The 16,156-nt window shown below is 69.3% G+C and carries 15 protein-coding genes and 1 pseudogene; 5 read left to right on the forward strand and 11 right to left on the reverse strand.

Annotated features, from left to right (window positions below):
* Nucleotides 1–174: 174 nt before the first annotated feature.
* Nucleotides 175–1,059 (reverse strand): universal stress protein, encoded by an 885-nt coding sequence (locus NMI01S_RS29715; protein WP_063920907.1) that lies wholly within the window; start codon nucleotides 1,057–1,059, stop codon nucleotides 175–177.
* 210 nt (nucleotides 1,060–1,269) lie between these two features.
* On the opposite strand from NMI01S_RS29715, the gene NMI01S_RS29720 reads away from it, so the two are divergent.
* Together NMI01S_RS29720 and NMI01S_RS29725 are read left to right on the forward strand one after the other, a co-directional pair.
* Nucleotides 1,270–2,151 carry a DUF302 domain-containing protein gene (locus NMI01S_RS29720; protein WP_157126433.1) on the forward strand — a complete coding sequence of 294 codons (882 nt, stop codon included), beginning with the start codon at nucleotides 1,270–1,272 and terminating at the stop codon, nucleotides 2,149–2,151.
* A gap of 116 nt (nucleotides 2,152–2,267) precedes the next feature.
* Nucleotides 2,268–3,116 (forward strand): alpha/beta fold hydrolase, encoded by an 849-nt coding sequence (locus NMI01S_RS29725; RefSeq protein WP_063002016.1) that lies wholly within the window; start codon nucleotides 2,268–2,270, stop codon nucleotides 3,114–3,116.
* A 7-nt stretch (nucleotides 3,117–3,123) separates the two neighbouring features.
* Here the strand turns inward: NMI01S_RS29725 and NMI01S_RS29730 are convergent, their stop codons facing one another.
* The 3 genes and pseudogenes from NMI01S_RS29730 to NMI01S_RS29740 form a co-directional block, all read right to left on the reverse strand.
* On the reverse strand, nucleotides 3,124–4,233 hold the full coding sequence (locus NMI01S_RS29730) for a baeRF11 domain-containing protein (RefSeq protein ID WP_063002017.1): 1,110 nt from the start codon (nucleotides 4,231–4,233) through the stop codon (nucleotides 3,124–3,126).
* 170 nt (nucleotides 4,234–4,403) lie between these two features.
* The gene (locus tag NMI01S_RS29735) at nucleotides 4,404–5,798 is read right to left on the reverse strand and encodes a serine hydrolase domain-containing protein (protein ID WP_084513380.1); all 1,395 of its coding nucleotides are present in this window, start codon (nucleotides 5,796–5,798) and stop codon (nucleotides 4,404–4,406) included.
* Between the two features lie 45 nt (nucleotides 5,799–5,843).
* Nucleotides 5,844–7,165, reverse strand: a pseudogene (locus NMI01S_RS29740) (MFS transporter).
* Between the two features lie 52 nt (nucleotides 7,166–7,217).
* On the opposite strand from NMI01S_RS29740, the gene NMI01S_RS29745 reads away from it, so the two are divergent.
* From NMI01S_RS29745 to bfr, 3 genes are all read left to right on the forward strand, one after another.
* Nucleotides 7,218–8,261: a GlxA family transcriptional regulator gene (locus NMI01S_RS29745; protein ID WP_063002018.1), complete on the forward strand. Its 1,044-nt coding sequence runs from the start codon at nucleotides 7,218–7,220 to the stop codon at nucleotides 8,259–8,261.
* 154 nt (nucleotides 8,262–8,415) lie between these two features.
* Nucleotides 8,416–8,607, forward strand: a complete 192-nt coding sequence (locus NMI01S_RS34500) for a (2Fe-2S)-binding protein (protein ID WP_083904347.1) — start codon at nucleotides 8,416–8,418, stop codon at nucleotides 8,605–8,607.
* Nucleotides 8,608–8,665: 58 nt separating this feature from the next.
* Nucleotides 8,666–9,148: a bacterioferritin gene (bfr, locus tag NMI01S_RS29755; RefSeq protein WP_063002020.1), complete on the forward strand. Its 483-nt coding sequence runs from the start codon at nucleotides 8,666–8,668 to the stop codon at nucleotides 9,146–9,148.
* Between the two features lie 60 nt (nucleotides 9,149–9,208).
* On the opposite strand, the gene NMI01S_RS29760 is transcribed toward bfr, so the two are convergent.
* Genes NMI01S_RS29760 through NMI01S_RS29790 form a run of 7 tightly spaced genes read right to left on the reverse strand, consistent with a single transcriptional unit; the run spans nucleotide 9,209 to nucleotide 15,880 of the window.
* Nucleotides 9,209–10,357 carry an acyl-CoA dehydrogenase family protein gene (locus NMI01S_RS29760; protein ID WP_063002021.1) on the reverse strand — a complete coding sequence of 383 codons (1,149 nt, stop codon included), beginning with the start codon at nucleotides 10,355–10,357 and terminating at the stop codon, nucleotides 9,209–9,211.
* Nucleotides 10,358–10,370: 13 nt separating this feature from the next.
* Nucleotides 10,371–11,516, reverse strand: coding sequence for a thiolase family protein (locus tag NMI01S_RS29765; RefSeq protein WP_063002022.1), 1,146 nt, complete (start codon nucleotides 11,514–11,516; stop codon nucleotides 10,371–10,373).
* Nucleotides 11,509–12,366 carry an enoyl-CoA hydratase/isomerase family protein gene (locus NMI01S_RS29770; protein WP_063002119.1) on the reverse strand — a complete coding sequence of 286 codons (858 nt, stop codon included), beginning with the start codon at nucleotides 12,364–12,366 and terminating at the stop codon, nucleotides 11,509–11,511. Before NMI01S_RS29770 ends, NMI01S_RS29765 begins: the two co-directional genes overlap by 8 nt.
* Nucleotides 12,356–13,600 carry a CaiB/BaiF CoA transferase family protein gene (locus NMI01S_RS29775; RefSeq protein ID WP_063002023.1) on the reverse strand — a complete coding sequence of 415 codons (1,245 nt, stop codon included), beginning with the start codon at nucleotides 13,598–13,600 and terminating at the stop codon, nucleotides 12,356–12,358. The genes NMI01S_RS29770 and NMI01S_RS29775 overlap by 11 nt, the downstream gene beginning before the upstream one ends.
* Entirely contained in the window at nucleotides 13,600–14,364 is a 765-nt protein-coding gene (locus tag NMI01S_RS29780) for an SDR family NAD(P)-dependent oxidoreductase (protein ID WP_063002024.1), read from the reverse strand. Before NMI01S_RS29780 ends, NMI01S_RS29775 begins: the two co-directional genes overlap by 1 nt.
* Nucleotides 14,364–15,542 carry an acyl-CoA dehydrogenase family protein gene (locus NMI01S_RS29785; RefSeq protein WP_218021153.1) on the reverse strand — a complete coding sequence of 393 codons (1,179 nt, stop codon included), beginning with the start codon at nucleotides 15,540–15,542 and terminating at the stop codon, nucleotides 14,364–14,366. Before NMI01S_RS29785 ends, NMI01S_RS29780 begins: the two co-directional genes overlap by 1 nt.
* A gap of 32 nt (nucleotides 15,543–15,574) precedes the next feature.
* Nucleotides 15,575–15,880: a hypothetical protein gene (locus NMI01S_RS29790; protein ID WP_036510142.1), complete on the reverse strand. Its 306-nt coding sequence runs from the start codon at nucleotides 15,878–15,880 to the stop codon at nucleotides 15,575–15,577.
* Nucleotides 15,881–16,156 lie beyond the last annotated feature (276 nt).

Below are 16,156 nucleotides of genomic sequence, written 5' to 3' on the forward strand. Positions count from 1 at the left end.
CCCGCCACGGACCGGTCGACGGGTACAGCGGCGAGCGTCGCGCTCAGCGTCGGGCGAGCGCGCACGCCGATCGGCGAGACAGCACTCCGGACGGACCGCCTGAAACGACGCCGTGGGCTTCGAGTGTTGTTGCCCCACAGTTGATTAGGAGCGGGAAACGCATCGCGAACGGACCTACTCCGGCACCACGTGCTCCGGCACCACGAGTGTCGGGCAGTGGGCGCGATGCAGGACCGCGGCGCGCGTGGACCGCATCGTGGTTCCGACCAGGCCGGTCCAGCGGTGCCGGCCCACTACCAGCAACTGGGCGTCGCCCGCTCGTTCCAGCAGGACCTGCGCGGGACCGCCGAACATGACCTCCGACTCCAGCGCGACGTCCGGATACTTCCGGTGCCACGGATCCAATTGCCGGTCCAGCGCCCGCGTCTCGTCCGCACGGAACTGCTGGAGTTCCCCGTCCAGGACGAACCCGCCGATGTCGTCATCGCAGCACCGGACCGCTTGCAGGCCGACCCCGCGCAACGCCGCCTCCTCGAAGGCACAGCCGACCGCGGTGCCCTCCTCGTCGACGCCGACCACCACCGGCCGCCCGTCCTCGCCCACGGTGAACAGGCTTTCGCGGTGGACGACCGCGACCGGGCACCGGGCATGCCGGGTGACCGCTGAGCTGACCGAGCCCAGCAGCGCCCGCCGGACCGCTCCGCGGCCATGGCTGCCGACCACGATCATCGGCGTGCGCGCCGAACGCTCCACCAGCGTGTCGATCACCGGGTCAGCGGTCAGTTCGGTCGTGACCTCCACGCCGTCGGCCACATGCCGGGCCATGGCCGCGGCCTCCGACAACACGCCCTCGCCGTTCCAGTACAACCATTCCCGGCCGCCGACGATCTCCATCGCGCTGAGTCCGGTGCGCGGCGCCGAGGCGGAGGAGAGCAGGATCCGCAATCCCCACCGGCGCACGGCCGCTTCGGCCGCCGCCCACCGCACCGCCTGCAGCGCGGTACCGGATCCGTCGACCGCCGCGACGATCGTCGGCTCGGTCCTGTGGTCTCTGCTCATCGCCGCCTCCTGCTGCCGAGCCTGCTCCGATCGTCCGGCTGCGGTCACCGTCCAGCTAGGGCCGAAAGTCGCTACCACGGGCCGCCTTCGTCCGCGGCCCGCCACCGGAGCGAAGACCGCGCGTTCGTCCCGGCAGGACAGGCCCTTGGTCCCTCGCGCATCGGCGTGGCCGCGGGCATTGTCGAGGCAGACACCGAGAAAGAGGACGACATGGACTACCGGGTGGACGTGTGCGAAGTGCCGCCGCAGGCCCTGTTGCGACTACCTCGCGCGATCCGGGCGGATCGGCCCGGTGAGGACATCACCGCCGGTATGCGCGAACTGTTCGCGACCGTCGCCCGATCCGGCCTCACCGCCAGCGGCCCGACCGCGATCACCTACACCGACACCGAACGATCGGCGGGCGCGACGAGCGTCGACTTCCGGGTACCGGTCGAGCCCGCCGCGCAGTTGAGTCTGGCCTCGGGTGCCGAAGTGCTCGTGACCCCCGGCGCGACGGTGGCCCGCGCCTGCCACCACGGCGGATACCGCGATCTCGGCGCCGCCTATCGGAGCCTGGCCGAGTGGGTGGATCGCAACGCCTACCGCGTCGTCGGCCCGCCGACCGAGGTCTACCTCGTCGGCCCCGACGAGGTGAGCGATCCGCGCCAGCTCGTCACCGAGATCCGGCTCCCCGTGGCTCCCTCGCCGACGATCGTCACCCGAGTGCTCTCCGACTTCGATACGGCGCTGAATCGGACCCGGAACGCGTTGCGCTCCAACGGCTTCACCATCCTCGCGGAGGTGGACCTGAACACCGCGCGGTACGACGGCCGCACCCGGCGCCTGGCACACCACACCATCCTGGAGGTCTGCCGTCGCAACCTGCTCGTGGCCGAACTCGCGGACGACGACCGGGCCGACATGATCGTGCCGCATCCGGTGGTCGTGCGTGAGCGCTGCGAGACCGTCGTCGTCGAAGCCGTCGATCCGACGATCTGGGCCCGCGCACTCGGCGACGAGCAACTCCAGACCCTCGCCGCCGACAGTCGCCGCCACCTCATCGCGGCGATCGACGACCTCGCCATGACGGCGACAGCCCACGACGGCTAGGTTCTCGCGCAACTCCTTCGGCGATCGCACGCCCGTCCGAGCCGTGCCGGTGGCGGGCCGCCGCTCCACCTCCTACGGTTGATCTTGTCACCGGCAGTCACCGAAGGAGCCCACGCATGTCCGACGATCAGTGGCTCAACGCCGAAACCGTCCGCGTCGCCACCGATTCCGTCGAACTGGCGGTGACCGACGCCGGAGCCGGCGCGCCGCTGGTGCTGCTGCACGGCTGGCCGCACACCCGCGCGATCTGGCATCGCGTGGCACCGGCGCTGGCGCGGTCCCACCGGCTCATCGCGCCGGATCTGCGCGGGCTCGGTGAGAGCGAGCGCCCCGCCGGCGGGTACGACGCCGCCACCGTCTCCGCCGATATCGTGAGCCTGCTCGACCACGTGGGCGTCGAGCGCGCCTCGATCATGGCAGTGGACGCCTCGGTGCCGGCCGCGGTACTGACCGCCCTGCGCCGGCCCGATCGGGTCGACCGCCTGGTGGTGATGGAGTCGCTGCTCGGCACGCTTCCCGGCGCCGAGGATTTCCTGGCCGCCGGGCCGCCGTGGTGGTTCGGTTTCCACTCGGTGCCGGGCCTGGCCGAAACCGTCCTGCTCGGCCACGAGCCCGACTACATCGACTGGTTCCTCCGGATCGGCGTCCCGCACGAGCCGATCGATCCCGTTCTGCGAGCACACATTCTGAACGCCTATACCGGCGCGGACGCGTTGCGGGCCGGCTTCGAGTACTACCGTGCCCTTCCCCGGACGGCCCGGCAGCTGGCCGAGGCGACCGCGGCGGCGCGCCTGACGGTGCCGACACTCGCCCTGGGCGCGGGCTCGGTCGGCGACGCGCTGCATCGCCAGCTGAGGCCGATCGCGAAAGATGTAGTCGGGCACGTGATTCCGGATTGCGGTCATATCGTCCCACTGGACGGCCCCGAAGCGCTGCTGGAACTGGTCACACCGTTTCTGGCGTGACGAACGCTCACATCGAATAGCGCAGGATGGCGGCGGCCGAGGCCTCGTCCGGGATATCGGCCCCGCGCACCGCCAGCACCCGCGCGCCCGAAAGCAGTGCGCGGCGGGCGATCTCGTCGAGGATCCCCGGTATCTCGGTCTCGGAGGCGGGACCGAATTCGATCGCGCCGGTGTCCGGAGCGACCGAGCCGGGCACGGCGGTGTCGATATCGACCAGCAACGTCTGCACGATGCCGAAGGAGGCCGCGCGAGCGATATCGGCGAGGTCGGCGGTGGCGCGCGCCTCGCCACGGCGCTTGTCGAACAACTGGCGCAGATCGGCCAGTTGCGCCGCGTAGTGACCGTCGAGGATGTGGCGGGCCTTGTCGGCGAGCTCTTGATCCGACAAATGTTCCGGGTTGCCGGGTATTCCGTCCTCGAGTAGTTCCGCGTAGGTGGCGACCGAGCGGTAGATCGCGTCGATCGGCTCGGGTGCCGCCAGGATCAGCGGGGTGTCGCGCCCGGACAGAATGTCGCGCAATGCGCGGTCGACACCGCGCGCGTACTGGCGGACCAGTACCTTCTTCCCTTCGCTGCCGGTCAGCCGCCGCTTGGCCGAACGATCGCCGATCGAGGCCTTCCGCGCGAAATCCGCGGCGTTACCCGGCATGTCGGGCACCCGGACATCCTCGGCCGGCCGGTCCGGGGTCACCTCGACCAGCCGTGCCGACCCCTCGGCCAACGCCAGCACGAACGCGGTCTGCGGGAAGGTGACGGCCCGCAGCAACGGTTTGAGCAGAAACCGGTCCGCGACGGTGACCGCCGCGCCGAGGCGGTTCGGGATCCGGAAGGTCCACATGCGCTGCGGGGATACGTGCACCACCAGGGTGTGTGACTGGAAGCGCCAGAAGTCCTCGTCGTCGGCCAGATCGTCGAGCTGTTCGGCGATGGCCGCGCGACTGTCGCTGTCGGTGACCAGGTCGACCGCCTCCCGGATCTGATTGGAGAAGGCGATCCGGTTCGCCTCCGGATTCGGGGTGGCGGCCTCGGTGGGCAGGTAGATCGACACCGACCAGGGGCCGGTCCATTCGGCGAGGGTTTCGATCTCGCGGCGGGTCGGGATGTCGGTGTGCAGCACTTCGATCCTCCTTCGTTACCCCGCACTGTTCGACGGGCGCACGGGCCGCGCGAATAGCGGCCGCAGTGTTTGCCGACTCGTAACCACGTCGACGGTACTGGACATCAGCACCGGCAGGCACACATACGGGCATCGGATGCCGAACTGTTGCTGCATGCGTGTCGATCGACTCACCTAGGGGGCGTCGGCACGACGGTCGGTGACAGCGAGGTCGGTGTGGCCGGGGTTGTGGCAGCGGGGGCGGTGGAGGTGGCCGCACTCGTCGCGCCGGGCGAGACGGTCGCCGATCCGGCGGGCAGTGCGCCCGTCCCGTACAGATGCTCGATGATCTGCTTGGCGATCGCACTCGCCGCCGCGTTCCCGTCGGCGGTGGGTTCCAGATTCGCCCACACCACCACGGTCACCTTGTGGGCCGGATCGGATCCGGCGAAGGTGTTGAAGCCTGGCAGTTCGCCCGTATGTCCGTACAGCGCACCGAATTTCGCCAGGGCGAGGCCGTATTGCGGTGCCTCCGGCGGGTTGGCCGGATCGGTCGCTTGCAGACTTCCCATGCGCTTGCTCTGCATGTCGACATCGAGGACCTTGCCCTCGGTGAGCGCCTCGGCCCAGGTGGCCAGGTCCCCGACCGTGGAGATTCCGGCGCCCGCGGCCCACGCCCAGGAGGGATTGTCCGCGGTGCGATCACCGGGCAGCAGCCTGCCCGCCTTGGCCTCGGCCTGCATCTCGGGCGGCAGCGCCGGCGGCGTCCCCATGGTCAAGACGTTGGTGCCGTACATGTAGCCCTGCGGGTGCGGGTCGGGTATGGCCGCGGATGTGCGCGCCGGGAAGGAGCTCTGGGTCAGGCCGAGCGGACCGAAGAGCCGGTCCCGCATGATCTGCTCGAGCGGTTTGCCGTCCAGCTGTTCGGCGATCAGCCCGAGCAGGATCGTGTTGGTGTTCGAGTAGTGATAGCCCTGTCCCGGTGGAAAATACGGCGGGTGCGCGTAGGCCATGGCGAGCAGTTCGTCGGGCTGCCACACCCGGCCCGGGTCGGCGTCCATGGCCTCGGCCAGTTCGCGGGTCTCGCTGTAGTTGTAGAGGCCGCTGCGCATATCGAGCAGCTGGGCGATGGTGATCGCCCCGCCACCGGGCACATCGGTCCGGTACTTCGAGACCGGATCGTCGAGGGCCAGTTTGCGTTCCTGGACCTGTTGCAGGATCACGGTGCCGGTCCAGGTCTTGGTGACCGATCCGATGCGCACGTGGTCGGCCGCGGTGACCGCCGGGCCGCCGCCGAAGGTCCGGGTGCCGTAGGAGGTGCCGACCTCGCCGGCGGCGGTGCGGACGAAGGCCACGACTCCCGGCACCGACGCCGGACGCGCCACCGACTCGACGATGCCGCGCAGGGTGGGCTCGTCGAGCGGATGGACGGCCGGCGCCGGCGAGGTGGTCGCGGCGGCGGACGAGGTGCTCGCGGGCGCGGGTTTCGACGACGATCCGCATCCGCACGCGACGAACAGAACTGCGACGCCGGTCAGCGCTACGGCAATCAGCCGGGGCCGGATCGGCACGGAAACCACTGGCACTGCACGACCTCCCTCATCGGGAACGGTGGAGCCGGGATTGAAACTCTACTGCGCCAGCGCCTCTCGCGGACGCGGTTGGCGAATGCTCAGCGACATCACCGCCGCTACCGCGCACAGACCTCCGGCGATGAACCAGGCGAGCTGGTAGCTGCCCTGGACGTCCCGGATGACGCCGGCACCGGAAGCGGCGATCGCGGCGCCGATCTGATGTGAAGCGAACACCCAGCCGAAGGCGATCGGCCCGTCGGCGCCGAAGTGTTCGCGGCACAGCGCGACCGTGGGCGGCACCGTCGCGATCCAGTCCAGGCCGTAGAAGATGACGAACACCCACATGCTCGGCCGCACATCGGGAGCGAACAGCATCGGCAGGATCACCAGCGAGAGGCCGCGCAGCGCGTAGTACATCGTCAGCAGGTACCGCGAGCCGATACGGTCGGTGAGCCAGCCCGAGGCGATGGTGCCCGCGACGTCGAAGATGCCGACAGTGGCCAGCAGCCCGGCCGCGGTGGTGGGTGGCATGCCGTGATCGTGTGCCGCGCTCACGAAATGGGTTCCCACCAATCCGTTGGTGGAGGCCCCGCAGATCGCGAAACCGCCTGCCAGCAACCAGAATACGGGCCGGCGCACGATCGTTGCCAGGACGGTCAGAGCCCGCGTCGCGCCGCCCGCCGCCGCGGTGCGCAGGCCCGCGTCGCTGCCGGGACCGGCGCCGTAGGCGGTGCGCCCGATGTCGCTGGGAAAGTCGCGGATGAACAGCAACACCAGTGGCACCACCGCCAGGGCGGTCGCGGCGACGACCAGTGCCGGGGCCCGCCAGCCGTGATCGCGGGCCAGCATCGAGACGAGCGGCAGGAACACCAGCTGTCCGGTGGCGCCGGCCGCGGTCAGTACCCCGGTGACCAGGCCGCGATGCCGGACGAACCAGCGGCCGGTGATGGTGGCGACGAACGGCATCGACATCGAGCCCACGCCGACGCCGACCAGCAGCCCCCATGTCGCCATCAACTGCCACGGCTGGGTCATGAAGACCGTGAGCCCGCTGCCGGCGGCGACGAGCAGCAATGCGCACGCCACCACCAGCCGGATGCCGAACCGGTCCATCAAAGCGGCGGCGAACGGCGAAATCACCCGTACAGCAGCATATTCACCGATACCGCGGCGCCGATGGTGCCGTGCGACCAGCCGAATTCCTCGTGCAGCGGATCCATCAGCACGCTGGGCACCGAGCGGAACGCGGCCGCGCCCAGCAGCGCGACGAAGCCGACGGCGGCGACGGTCCACGCCGGATGCGGACGGTGCGCGAATCGCGTCGTGGGCCGCTCGGGCGGTAGTGAAGGGACGGGGTCGGTGAGGCGAATATCGGTCACCGGAAGAGCGTGCCGAATCACGCGGTCGCCGACGAGTGGCCTGAATGCCATAATGCGTAAAGATTCAGCCATTCCCGGTGTCCACGACGAGGAGGCGACCGTGCCGGATCCGCATCTGGTGGCCGTACTGGCCTTGGCGCCCATCGTCGGCTTCGATCTGACCATCCCACCGACCGTGCTCGGCGCGGCCACCGCCGACGACGGCACCGCCCTCTACGACGTGCGGATCTGCGGTCTGGACCGCTCCCCGATCCCGTCCACCAGCGGTTACACCATCACCCCGGAGTACGGCGCCGAGCTGCTGAGCCGCGCCGACACCGTGATCGTGCCGGGTACGGCCATGCCGGGCCCCCGTCGCGAGGGCGTCCTGTCACCCCAAGTCACGGCCGCGCTGGCGTCGATCCGGCCCGATGCGCGCGTCGTCTCGATCTGTACCGGCGCGTTCGTCCTGGGCGCCGCCGGCCTCCTCGACGGCCGCCGCGCCACCACGCACTGGAAGTACGCGGCGGAATTTCGCACCCTGTTTCCCGCTGTACTGCTCGACGAGGATCTGCTGTTCGTCGAGGACGGCTCTGTCTGCACCGCGGCGGGTCTGGCGGCCGGGGTGGATCTGTGCCTGCATCTGGTGCGCTCCGATCACGGCAGCGCGGCCGCGAACCGGGCCGCGCGCTACTGCGTCGTACCGCCGTGGCGCGAAGGCGGGCAGTCACAGTTCATCGAACAGCAGGTCCCCGATCCGGGCGCGGAAAGCACCGCAGCGACCCGGGAGTGGGCGCTCGCGCGACTGCACGAGGATCTGGATCTCACCACCCTCGCCGCACACGCCCGGATGAGCGTGCGCACGTTCACCCGCCGCTTCAAGGCCGAGACCGGCACGGCGCCCGGCGCCTGGATCCTGCACCAGCGGATGCGCCACGCACGTCATCTGCTGGAAACGACCGCGCTCACCGTGGACGAGGTCGCCCGCGCGTCCGGTATGGGGACCGCCGCCTCACTGCGCCATCACCTGCGCACCCAGCTCGGCGTCGCGCCGATCGCCTATCGCAAGACGTTCCGGCAGCCGAGGTCGGAGCAAGATCGGCCGGTCGCGCGGTGAGCCGCGCCCGGCAAGCAGCATGTCCGCGACTCGCGCCGACCCATTGACAACCCCCGCTGCCCGGGTGCTACCTTAGGCAAGGGTTACCTGTTTAGGCGAGGCTTACCTCCCGAAGCGACCCGTAATTGTCGTACAGAGCAATCCGAGGCCGACCGTGTACATCTGCATCTGCAACGCCGTCTCCGAGGCAGACGTGCACACCTGCGTCGCCGCCGGCGCCTGTTCGACCAGACAAGTCAAGAAGGCCTGTGGCTGGAAGCCGGGTTGCGGCTCGTGCACCGCCCGATTGGCCGAGGCGATAGGCCGGGCGCGCACCGACGCACCGGCCGAGCCCACTGCTGCCTGACACCGACACGCACCCCGCTCATTCCCCTGACCTGTGATCTGTGCCACGATCACACGTCATGGAAGGCGACACGGAAATCATCGCGCTGCTCAACGAGCAGTTGACGGCCGAACTCACGGCGATCAACCAGTACTTTCTGCACGCCAAGATGCAGGAGAACTGGGGCTACCCCAAGCTGGCCAGGCACACGCGTCACGAATCCATCGATGAGATGAAGCACGCCGAGGTCCTCACCGATCGGATCCTGTTCCTCGAAGGTCTGCCGAACTACCAGAAGCTGAATCCGCTGCGGATCGGCCAGACCGTCCCGGAACAGCTGCGGGCCGACCTGGAGATCGAGATGGAGGCGGTGACCCGGCTGCGCGGCGGTATCGAGCTGATGCGCTCGCGCGGCGACGTCACCTCCGCCCGCATCTTCGAGTCGATCCTCGAGGACGAGGAGAGCCACGTCGACTACCTCGAAACCGAGATCGAACTGCTGGGCGCGCTGGGCGAGCAGCTCTATCTGCAGCGCTACACCGATATCCCCGAAGGGGACTGACGCCGGCACAGCACCCGGCCGCCGAGCGATCGCGGCCGGGTGTTCGTGTGTCGAAAGCGCTTACAACGCCAGCGATTTGGCGATGATCGTCTTCATCACCTCGCTGGTTCCGGCGTAGATGCGCGCCACCCGGGCATCGGTGTAGAGCCGCGCGATCGGATATTCCATCATGTAGCCGTAGCCGCCGAACAGCTGCAGGCAGCGATCGACCACCCGGGCCTGTACCTCCGTGCAGAACAGCTTCACGCGGGCGGCGTCGGCACCGGTGAGCACCCCGTCGACCAGGTCGGCGACCGCCCGGTCCAGCATGGTCTGGGCCGCCTCGATCTCGGCGGACATGGCCGCCACTTCGAATTTCGTGTTCTGGAACGAGGCGACCGGCGTGCCGAATGCCGTGCGCTCCTTCACATAATCGACGGTCGCGGTGAGCGCGGCGCGCGATTGCGCCACCGAGCCGACGGCGACGGTCAGCCGTTCCTGGGGCAGATTCTGGCCGAGGTAGCCGAAGGCCGCGCCCTCCTCGCCGAGCCGATTCGCCGCCGGCACCCGCACCTCGTCGAACGACAGCTCGACGGTGTCCTGCACCTTGCAGCCCATCTTCTCCAGCACTCGGCCGCGAGCGAAGCCGGGCATGCCGTCCTCCACGACCAGCAGCGTCAGCCCGTGCCGGCGATTGTCCGGATCGGTGGAGGTCCGGCACACCACGATCACCAGATCGGCCAGCAGCCCACCGGTGATGAACGTCTTGGCCCCGCTCAGAACGTAGTGGTCACCGTCGCGGACGGCGGTGGTCCGCACCCCGGCCAGATCCGACCCGGTGCCCGGTTCGGTCATGGCGACGGCGGTCAGCAGCTGCCCCGAGGCCAGGCCGGGAAACCAGCGCTCGCGCTGGCCGGCGTCGGCGTAATCGAGGAAGTACGGCAGGATCACGTCCAACTGGGTGCGCACGGTCGACAGCGTGACCAGCGCCCGCGCGGCCTCCTCCTGCAGCACCACGTTGTAGCGGTAGTCGCGCAACCCCGCTCCCCCGTACTCCTCGGGGATCGCGATGCCGAGCAGACCCGATTCGCCCAGCCGCGTGAAGATTTCGCGCGGCATCCGGCCGGCGCGTTCCCAGTCCGGGTAGTTCTCGACCACGTGTTTCTCGATGAATTCGCGGGCCAGTGCCCGGAACGATTCGTGGTCGGCGGTGAACAGTTCTCGGCGCACGCCGGTTCTCCGATCAGTTCAGCAGTTCGACGACGGTGGCGTTGGCGGTACCGCCGCCCTCACACATGGTTTGCAGGCCGTAGCGAATGCCGTTGTCGCGCATGTGATGGATCATGCGGGTCAGCAGTACCGCGCCCGAGGCTCCGAGCGGGTGGCCGAGTGCGATCGCTCCACCCAGCGGATTCACCCGATCGAGGTCGGCGCCGGTGTCGGCCAGCCAGGCCAGCGGCACCGGCGCGAACGCCTCGTTCACCTCGAACACGCCGATCTCGGCGAGCGACAGTCCCGCCCGGTGCAACACCTTCGCCGTCGCCGGGATCGGGCCGGTGAGCATCAGCACCGGATCGGCGCCGGTGACCGCGCCGGCACGGTAGCGGACCAGCGGTGTCAGGCCCAGCTCACGTGCCCGGTCCGGGGTGGTGACCAGCACCGCGGCCGCACCGTCGGAGATCTGCGACGAATTGCCGGCGTGGATCACGCCGTCGGCCCGGAAGGCCGGTTTCAGCCGGGCCAGCGTCTCGGCGGATGTGCCGCGGCGGATGCCCTCGTCGGCGGCGATCGTGGCGGAACCGGCGGGCACGTCGACGATCTGATCGTCGAAGGCTCCGCGGTCGACGGCCGCCGCCGCCAGCTCGTGTGAGCGCGCGGCGTAGTCGTCGAGACCAGTACGGCTGAAACCCCATTTCTCGGCGATCAGTTCGGCCGAGATCCCCTGGTCGAAGGAGAAGTCGTGATAGCGGGCACGGGCTTGCGGCCCGTACGGCATGCCGGTGGCGCGGGCCGAGCCCAGCGGAACCCGGCTCATCACTTCCACACCGCCGGCGATCACCAGGTCCTGCTGTCCCGAGCCGACCACGGCGGCGGCGAAATCGACTGCCTGCTGGCCGGATCCGCACGCGCGGTTGATCGTGGTGCCGGGAACGGTGTCCGGCCAGCCCGCGGCCAGTACCGCGTAGCGGCCGATATTCGAGGACTGGTCACCGATCTGGGAGACACATCCCCAGATGACGTCGTCGACGAGGGCCGGATCCAGACCGGTGCGCGCGGCCAGCGTGGTCAGCACCAGCGCGGACAGGTCCGCGGGGTGGATGCCGGCCAGGCCGCCGTGGCGTTTGCCGATCGGGGTGCGTACCGCCGCGGCGATGACTACCTCACGCATCTGTTCGACTTTCCTTGTCGGGCCGGTCCGTACGGCGGATCGGCGGCCTGGTCACCGTCCAGCGGCCGGTGAACCGGGGTTGGCGTTTCTCGGCGAAGGCGGCGAAGGCCTCCGGTGCGTCGGCGGTGGCGAAATTGATGCCCTGTGCCCGCGCCTCCCCGGCCAGCGACTCCCGCAGACTGCGGTCGGCGCCCTCGTTGAGCAGGGCCTTGGTCTGGGCCAGCGCCACCGGCGGTCCCGCCGCCAGCCGTGCCGCCAGGTCGTCGACGAACGCGTCGATCTCGTCGTCGTCGCACAGCCACGTCACGAGGTTCAGCTCGCGCGCCTGCTCGCCGTCGATCGTCTCGCCCAGCAGCGCAAGCCTTTTCGCCTGTTGCAGACCGACGATCTTGGGCAGCAGCCAGGTGCCGCCCAGATCCGGCGACAGCCCGCGCCGGGCGAAGATCTGTGAGAACCGGGCCTGCGGGGTCGCCACGACGAAGTCGCAGCCGAGGGCGAGATTCCACCCGGCACCGACGGCCACGCCGCGCACCTTCGCCACGGTCGGCATCGGCAGTTCGTGCAGGGCCAGGGCCACCTCGGTCAGTGCCCGCATCCGATAGGTCGGGTGGGTGTTGTCGGGCGTGGAGATATCGGCGCCGGAACAGAAAGCACCACCCGCGCCGGTGAGAACCAGCACGCGCACATCGAGGTCGGTCGCGGTGGCGCGCAGCACGTCCTGCAGCGCCGCCCACAGTTCGGCGTCGATCGCGTTCTTGTGATGCGGCCGATTCATGGTCAGCGTCCGCACGCCCGCGTGATCGGCGCAGCGGAGGACCGAGGCACGGTCGCCGGGCGGGTCAGCGCACATGAGCCGCAGCCGCTCCCGCATACCGGGAGCCGATCGCGCCCGCCGCTCGCCATCGATCGATATCGTCTGCGCTGCAGCCGATTTCCGTGAGCACGGCGTCGGTGTGCTCCCCCAGTCCGGGCACCGCGCCCATCGGCGGGTGGAAGCCCTCGATCACGGCCGGGGGCAGCAGGGAGGGAATCGGTCCGGCCGGGGTGTCGATACCGCGCCAGCGGTCGCGTTCGGACAGTTGCGGGTGGGCCAGGACCTCGCTCGGCCGGTTGTAGCGCGCGTTGCCGATTCCGGCGGTGTCGGCGGCCGCTTGGATTGCTGCCAGATCGTGTCGTGCACACCAGGTCCCGATCGCCTCGTCGAGTTCGCCGCGATGGGCGACACGGCCGGGATTGGTGCGGAAACGGTCGTCGGCGGCGAGATCGGGGCGTTCGAGAATGTCGCGGGCCAGCCGCTGCCATTCCCGGTCGTTCGTCGTCCCCAGCACCACGGTCTGCCCGTCGGCGGTGGCATATGCGCCGTAGGGCGCCACGGCGGGTGAGCTCATGCCGAGCGGCTGCTGGTCGGTGCCGCTGTGCCGGGCGTAGGTGAGGTGATAGCCCATCATCTCGGCCATGGTGTCGAACAGGCTCACCGATATCGCGGTGCCGGGGCCCGGCCCGCGCCGCAGCCGCCCGCACAGCGACGCCACGATCGACAGCGCCGCATACAGTCCCGTGGTGACATCGGCTACCGGCGGCCCGGGTTTGGCGGGCGCGCCGGCCGTGCCGGTCACCGCGCACACTCCGGCCTCGGCCTGGACCAGCAGGTCGTAGGCGCGTTTGTGCGACAGTGGTCCGCCCGCGCCGAAGCCGTCGATGGTCAGCGAGATCAGATCCGGGTGCCGGCTCTCCAACTCCGCCGTCGACAATCCCAGCCGGTCGAGGGCGCCGGGTGCGAGATTGGCGACCAGCACATCGGCGCGGTCCAGCAGGCGATGGAGAAGATCCACGCCCGCAACCGATTTCAGGTCCAGCGTGACCGATTCCTTACCGCGGTTGACCCAGACGAAATGCGCGGCCTGCCCCTCGACCACATCGTCGTAATAGCGCGCGAAATCACCGCCGTCCGGGTTCTCCACCTTGATCACCCGGGCCCCGAAGTCGGCGAGGGTGCGCGTGCACATCGGCGCGGACACCGCCTGTTCCAGCGCCACCACCGTCACCCCGGCGAGCGGGCCCGCCGCCTGCGGATCGATGATCATCACATCACCATGCCGCCGTCCACCGGCAGCACCTGCCCGGTGACGAACGAGGCGGCGTCGGAGGCCAGGAAGACGAACGCACCGGCCACCTCGTCCGGTTCGGCCCAGCGGCGCAACGGGATTCGATTCAGCATCTGCGCGGCGAATTTCTCGTCGGTGCGGATGGTGGTGGTCATCGGGGTGGCCGCCAGCGGCGCCAGCGCGTTCACCAGGATGTTCTTGCGGGCCAACTCCCGGGCCAGCGATTTGGTGATGCCCACGATCGCGGCCTTGGCGGCCGAATAGTTCACCTGCCCCAGAGTTCCGGTCAATCCGGCCGACGAGGTGACGTTGATGATGCGGCCGGTGCCGTCGGTGGGCAGGTACGGCAGCGCCGCCTGTGCGCAGTTGAAGGTGCCCAGCGCGTGAATGTCGTAGAGGCGGCGCATCGACTCCACGGTGGTGGCGCCGAACATCGCGGGCGCCGTCACACCGGCGTTGTTGACCACGATGTGCAGCGTGCCGGCGGCCAGGTCCGCGCCCTGCTCGGCCGCGGAATCGGCTGCGCCGCGGTCGGATACGTCCAGTGCGCGACTCGCCGCGCGCCCACCGGCGCCGACGATCTTGTCGGCGACCGCCGCCGCGGCGGCGGCGTCGATATCGGTGACCAGTACCGCGGCGCCCGCGGTCGCGAGCGCCTGCGCCACCGCCGATCCGATGCCGCCCGCGGCGCCGGTGACCATGGCCGCGCGGCCGGTCAGATCGAAAAGTCCTCGTGCCGGCATCAGTAGCTCCTCGGCAATCCCAATGTGTGCGAACCCAGGTAGTTCAAGATCATTTCCTGGCTGACGGGGGCGATGCGCATGACGCGCGCCTCGCGGAAGTAGCGAGCCACGTGGTATTCCTCGGCGTATCCCATCCCGCCGTGGGTCTGCATGGCGCGGTCGGCGGCGGTGAAGCCGGCGTCGGCGCACAGATATTTGGCCGTATTCGCCTCGCGGCCACAGGGTTTGCCGTGGTCGTAGAGCCAGGTCGCCTTGCGCAGCACCAGTTCCGCGGCATCCAGATGGGCCAGCGAATCGGCGAGCGGGAACTGGATGCCCTGATTCATGCCGATCGGCCGGTCGAAGACCACACGCTCACCGGCGTATTTGACCGCCCGGTCCAGCGCGACGCGGCCGATGCCGAGCGCCTCGGCGGCGATGAGCATCCGCTCCGGATTCAGTCCGTCGAGCAGATAGCGAAAACCCTCTCCCTCCTCACCCACCCGGTCCTCCACCGGAATCCGCAGATCATCGATGAACACCTCGTTGGAGGAGACCGCGTTGCGGCCCATCTTGGTGATCGGGCGGATGTCGATGTGCGCGCGGTCGATATCGGTGAGGAACAGGGTCATTCCGTCGGTTTTGCGCGTCACTTGGTCATAGCCGGTGGTCCGGGTCAGCAGCAGGATCTTCTCCGACTCCAGCGCCTTGGAGATCCACACCTTGCGGCCGTTGACGATGTAGTGGTCGCCGTCGCGGCGGGCGAAGGTCGTGATCCGGCTGGTGTCCAGGCCCGCGCCCGGCTCGGTGACGCCGAAGCAGACGTGCAGGTCTCCCGTCGCCACCCGCGGCAGTGTCCGCCGCTTGAGTTCCTCGGAGCCATATTTGACCACCGGCTGCATGCCGAAGATGGACAGGTGGATCGCGGTGGCGGCGTTCATCCCGCCACCCGAGCGGGCGACCTCCTCGGCGAGGATGGTCGCCTCGGTCAATCCCAGCCCGTGGCCGCCGTACTCCTCGGGGATGGTGATGCCGAGCCAGCCGCCGGCGGCGATCGCCTGGTAGAACTCCGTGGGGAATTCGTGGTCCTGATCCTTCCGCATCCAGTAGCGGTCGTCGAATGTGCGGCACAGTTCGGCCACCGCCGAGCGGATCAGCTGCTGATCCTCGGTCGGCTCGAAGGTCATTCCGGCGGACATGCGCACTCCCGCTCTCCGGTCACCACACCCGCTCAGTCCGAGGCGGGCAGCGCTTTGGCCGCCTTGATCGTCATCGGGGCGCCGTCGCAGCTGAGTTCGCCGGAACCCGAACTGGTGCAGAGCAATTCGACGGTGTCGGCGGCGTCGACGTAGCGCTTGCCGATCAATGTCACCGGTTCCCCCGCGGCGGGGGCGACCGGTGGCGCGCTCGCGGCCGGAACCAGAGGGCTTCCGCCGCAGGTCACCACGGGATCGGCATCGGCGGGCGCGCGCACCACCACCACTTTGGTGCCGCAGACGGTGCTGGCGAGCTGTTCACCGGGACGCAGGGCTGCCATGCTCTCGACTCCTCTTTCCTGGACTATCCACTAGAAAACTATCTTCTCATATTTGGAGAATCAACCTTCTACTTCCGCGATGGGATCGCCTGTCGCCCGCGGATGCCCGTCTTGTCGAACGAGTGGCGCCGACGACGACGGCAACCGCCCGACACTCCGCAAGCTTCGAGCGGACCAGCTCTGATCAGCGGGTTTCCCAGGGCTCGCGCTGAACGTTGACGAGTCGGCCCCTCACGTGAAAATCTATTGGTCCGTTGAGGAGAATGTCATTCTCGT

The organism is Nocardia mikamii NBRC 108933, from assembly GCF_001613505.1.
Lineage (GTDB): Bacteria > Actinomycetota > Actinomycetes > Mycobacteriales > Mycobacteriaceae > Nocardia > Nocardia mikamii.

Excerpts from the sequence above, each read along its gene's own strand:
- NMI01S_RS29715 (WP_063920907.1), bottom strand. The coding sequence starts at position 1,059 with ATGAGCAGAGACCACAGGACCGAGCCGACGATCGTCGCGGCGGTCGAC.
- NMI01S_RS29720 (WP_157126433.1), top strand. The coding sequence starts at position 1,270 with ATGGACTACCGGGTGGACGTGTGCGAAGTGCCGCCGCAGGCCCTGTTG.
- NMI01S_RS29725 (WP_063002016.1), top strand. The coding sequence starts at position 2,268 with ATGTCCGACGATCAGTGGCTCAACGCCGAAACCGTCCGCGTCGCCACC.
- NMI01S_RS29745 (WP_063002018.1), top strand. The coding sequence starts at position 7,218 with ATGCGTAAAGATTCAGCCATTCCCGGTGTCCACGACGAGGAGGCGACC.
- bfr (WP_063002020.1), top strand. The coding sequence starts at position 8,666 with ATGGAAGGCGACACGGAAATCATCGCGCTGCTCAACGAGCAGTTGACG.
- NMI01S_RS29765 (WP_063002022.1), bottom strand. The coding sequence starts at position 11,516 with ATGCGTGAGGTAGTCATCGCCGCGGCGGTACGCACCCCGATCGGCAAA.
- NMI01S_RS29770 (WP_063002119.1), bottom strand. The coding sequence starts at position 12,366 with ATGTGCGCTGACCCGCCCGGCGACCGTGCCTCGGTCCTCCGCTGCGCC.
- NMI01S_RS29775 (WP_063002023.1), bottom strand. The coding sequence starts at position 13,600 with ATGATCATCGATCCGCAGGCGGCGGGCCCGCTCGCCGGGGTGACGGTG.
- NMI01S_RS29780 (WP_063002024.1), bottom strand. The coding sequence starts at position 14,364 with ATGCCGGCACGAGGACTTTTCGATCTGACCGGCCGCGCGGCCATGGTC.
- NMI01S_RS29785 (WP_218021153.1), bottom strand. The coding sequence starts at position 15,542 with ATGTCCGCCGGAATGACCTTCGAGCCGACCGAGGATCAGCAGCTGATC.
- NMI01S_RS29790 (WP_036510142.1), bottom strand. The coding sequence starts at position 15,880 with ATGGCAGCCCTGCGTCCCGGTGAACAGCTCGCCAGCACCGTCTGCGGC.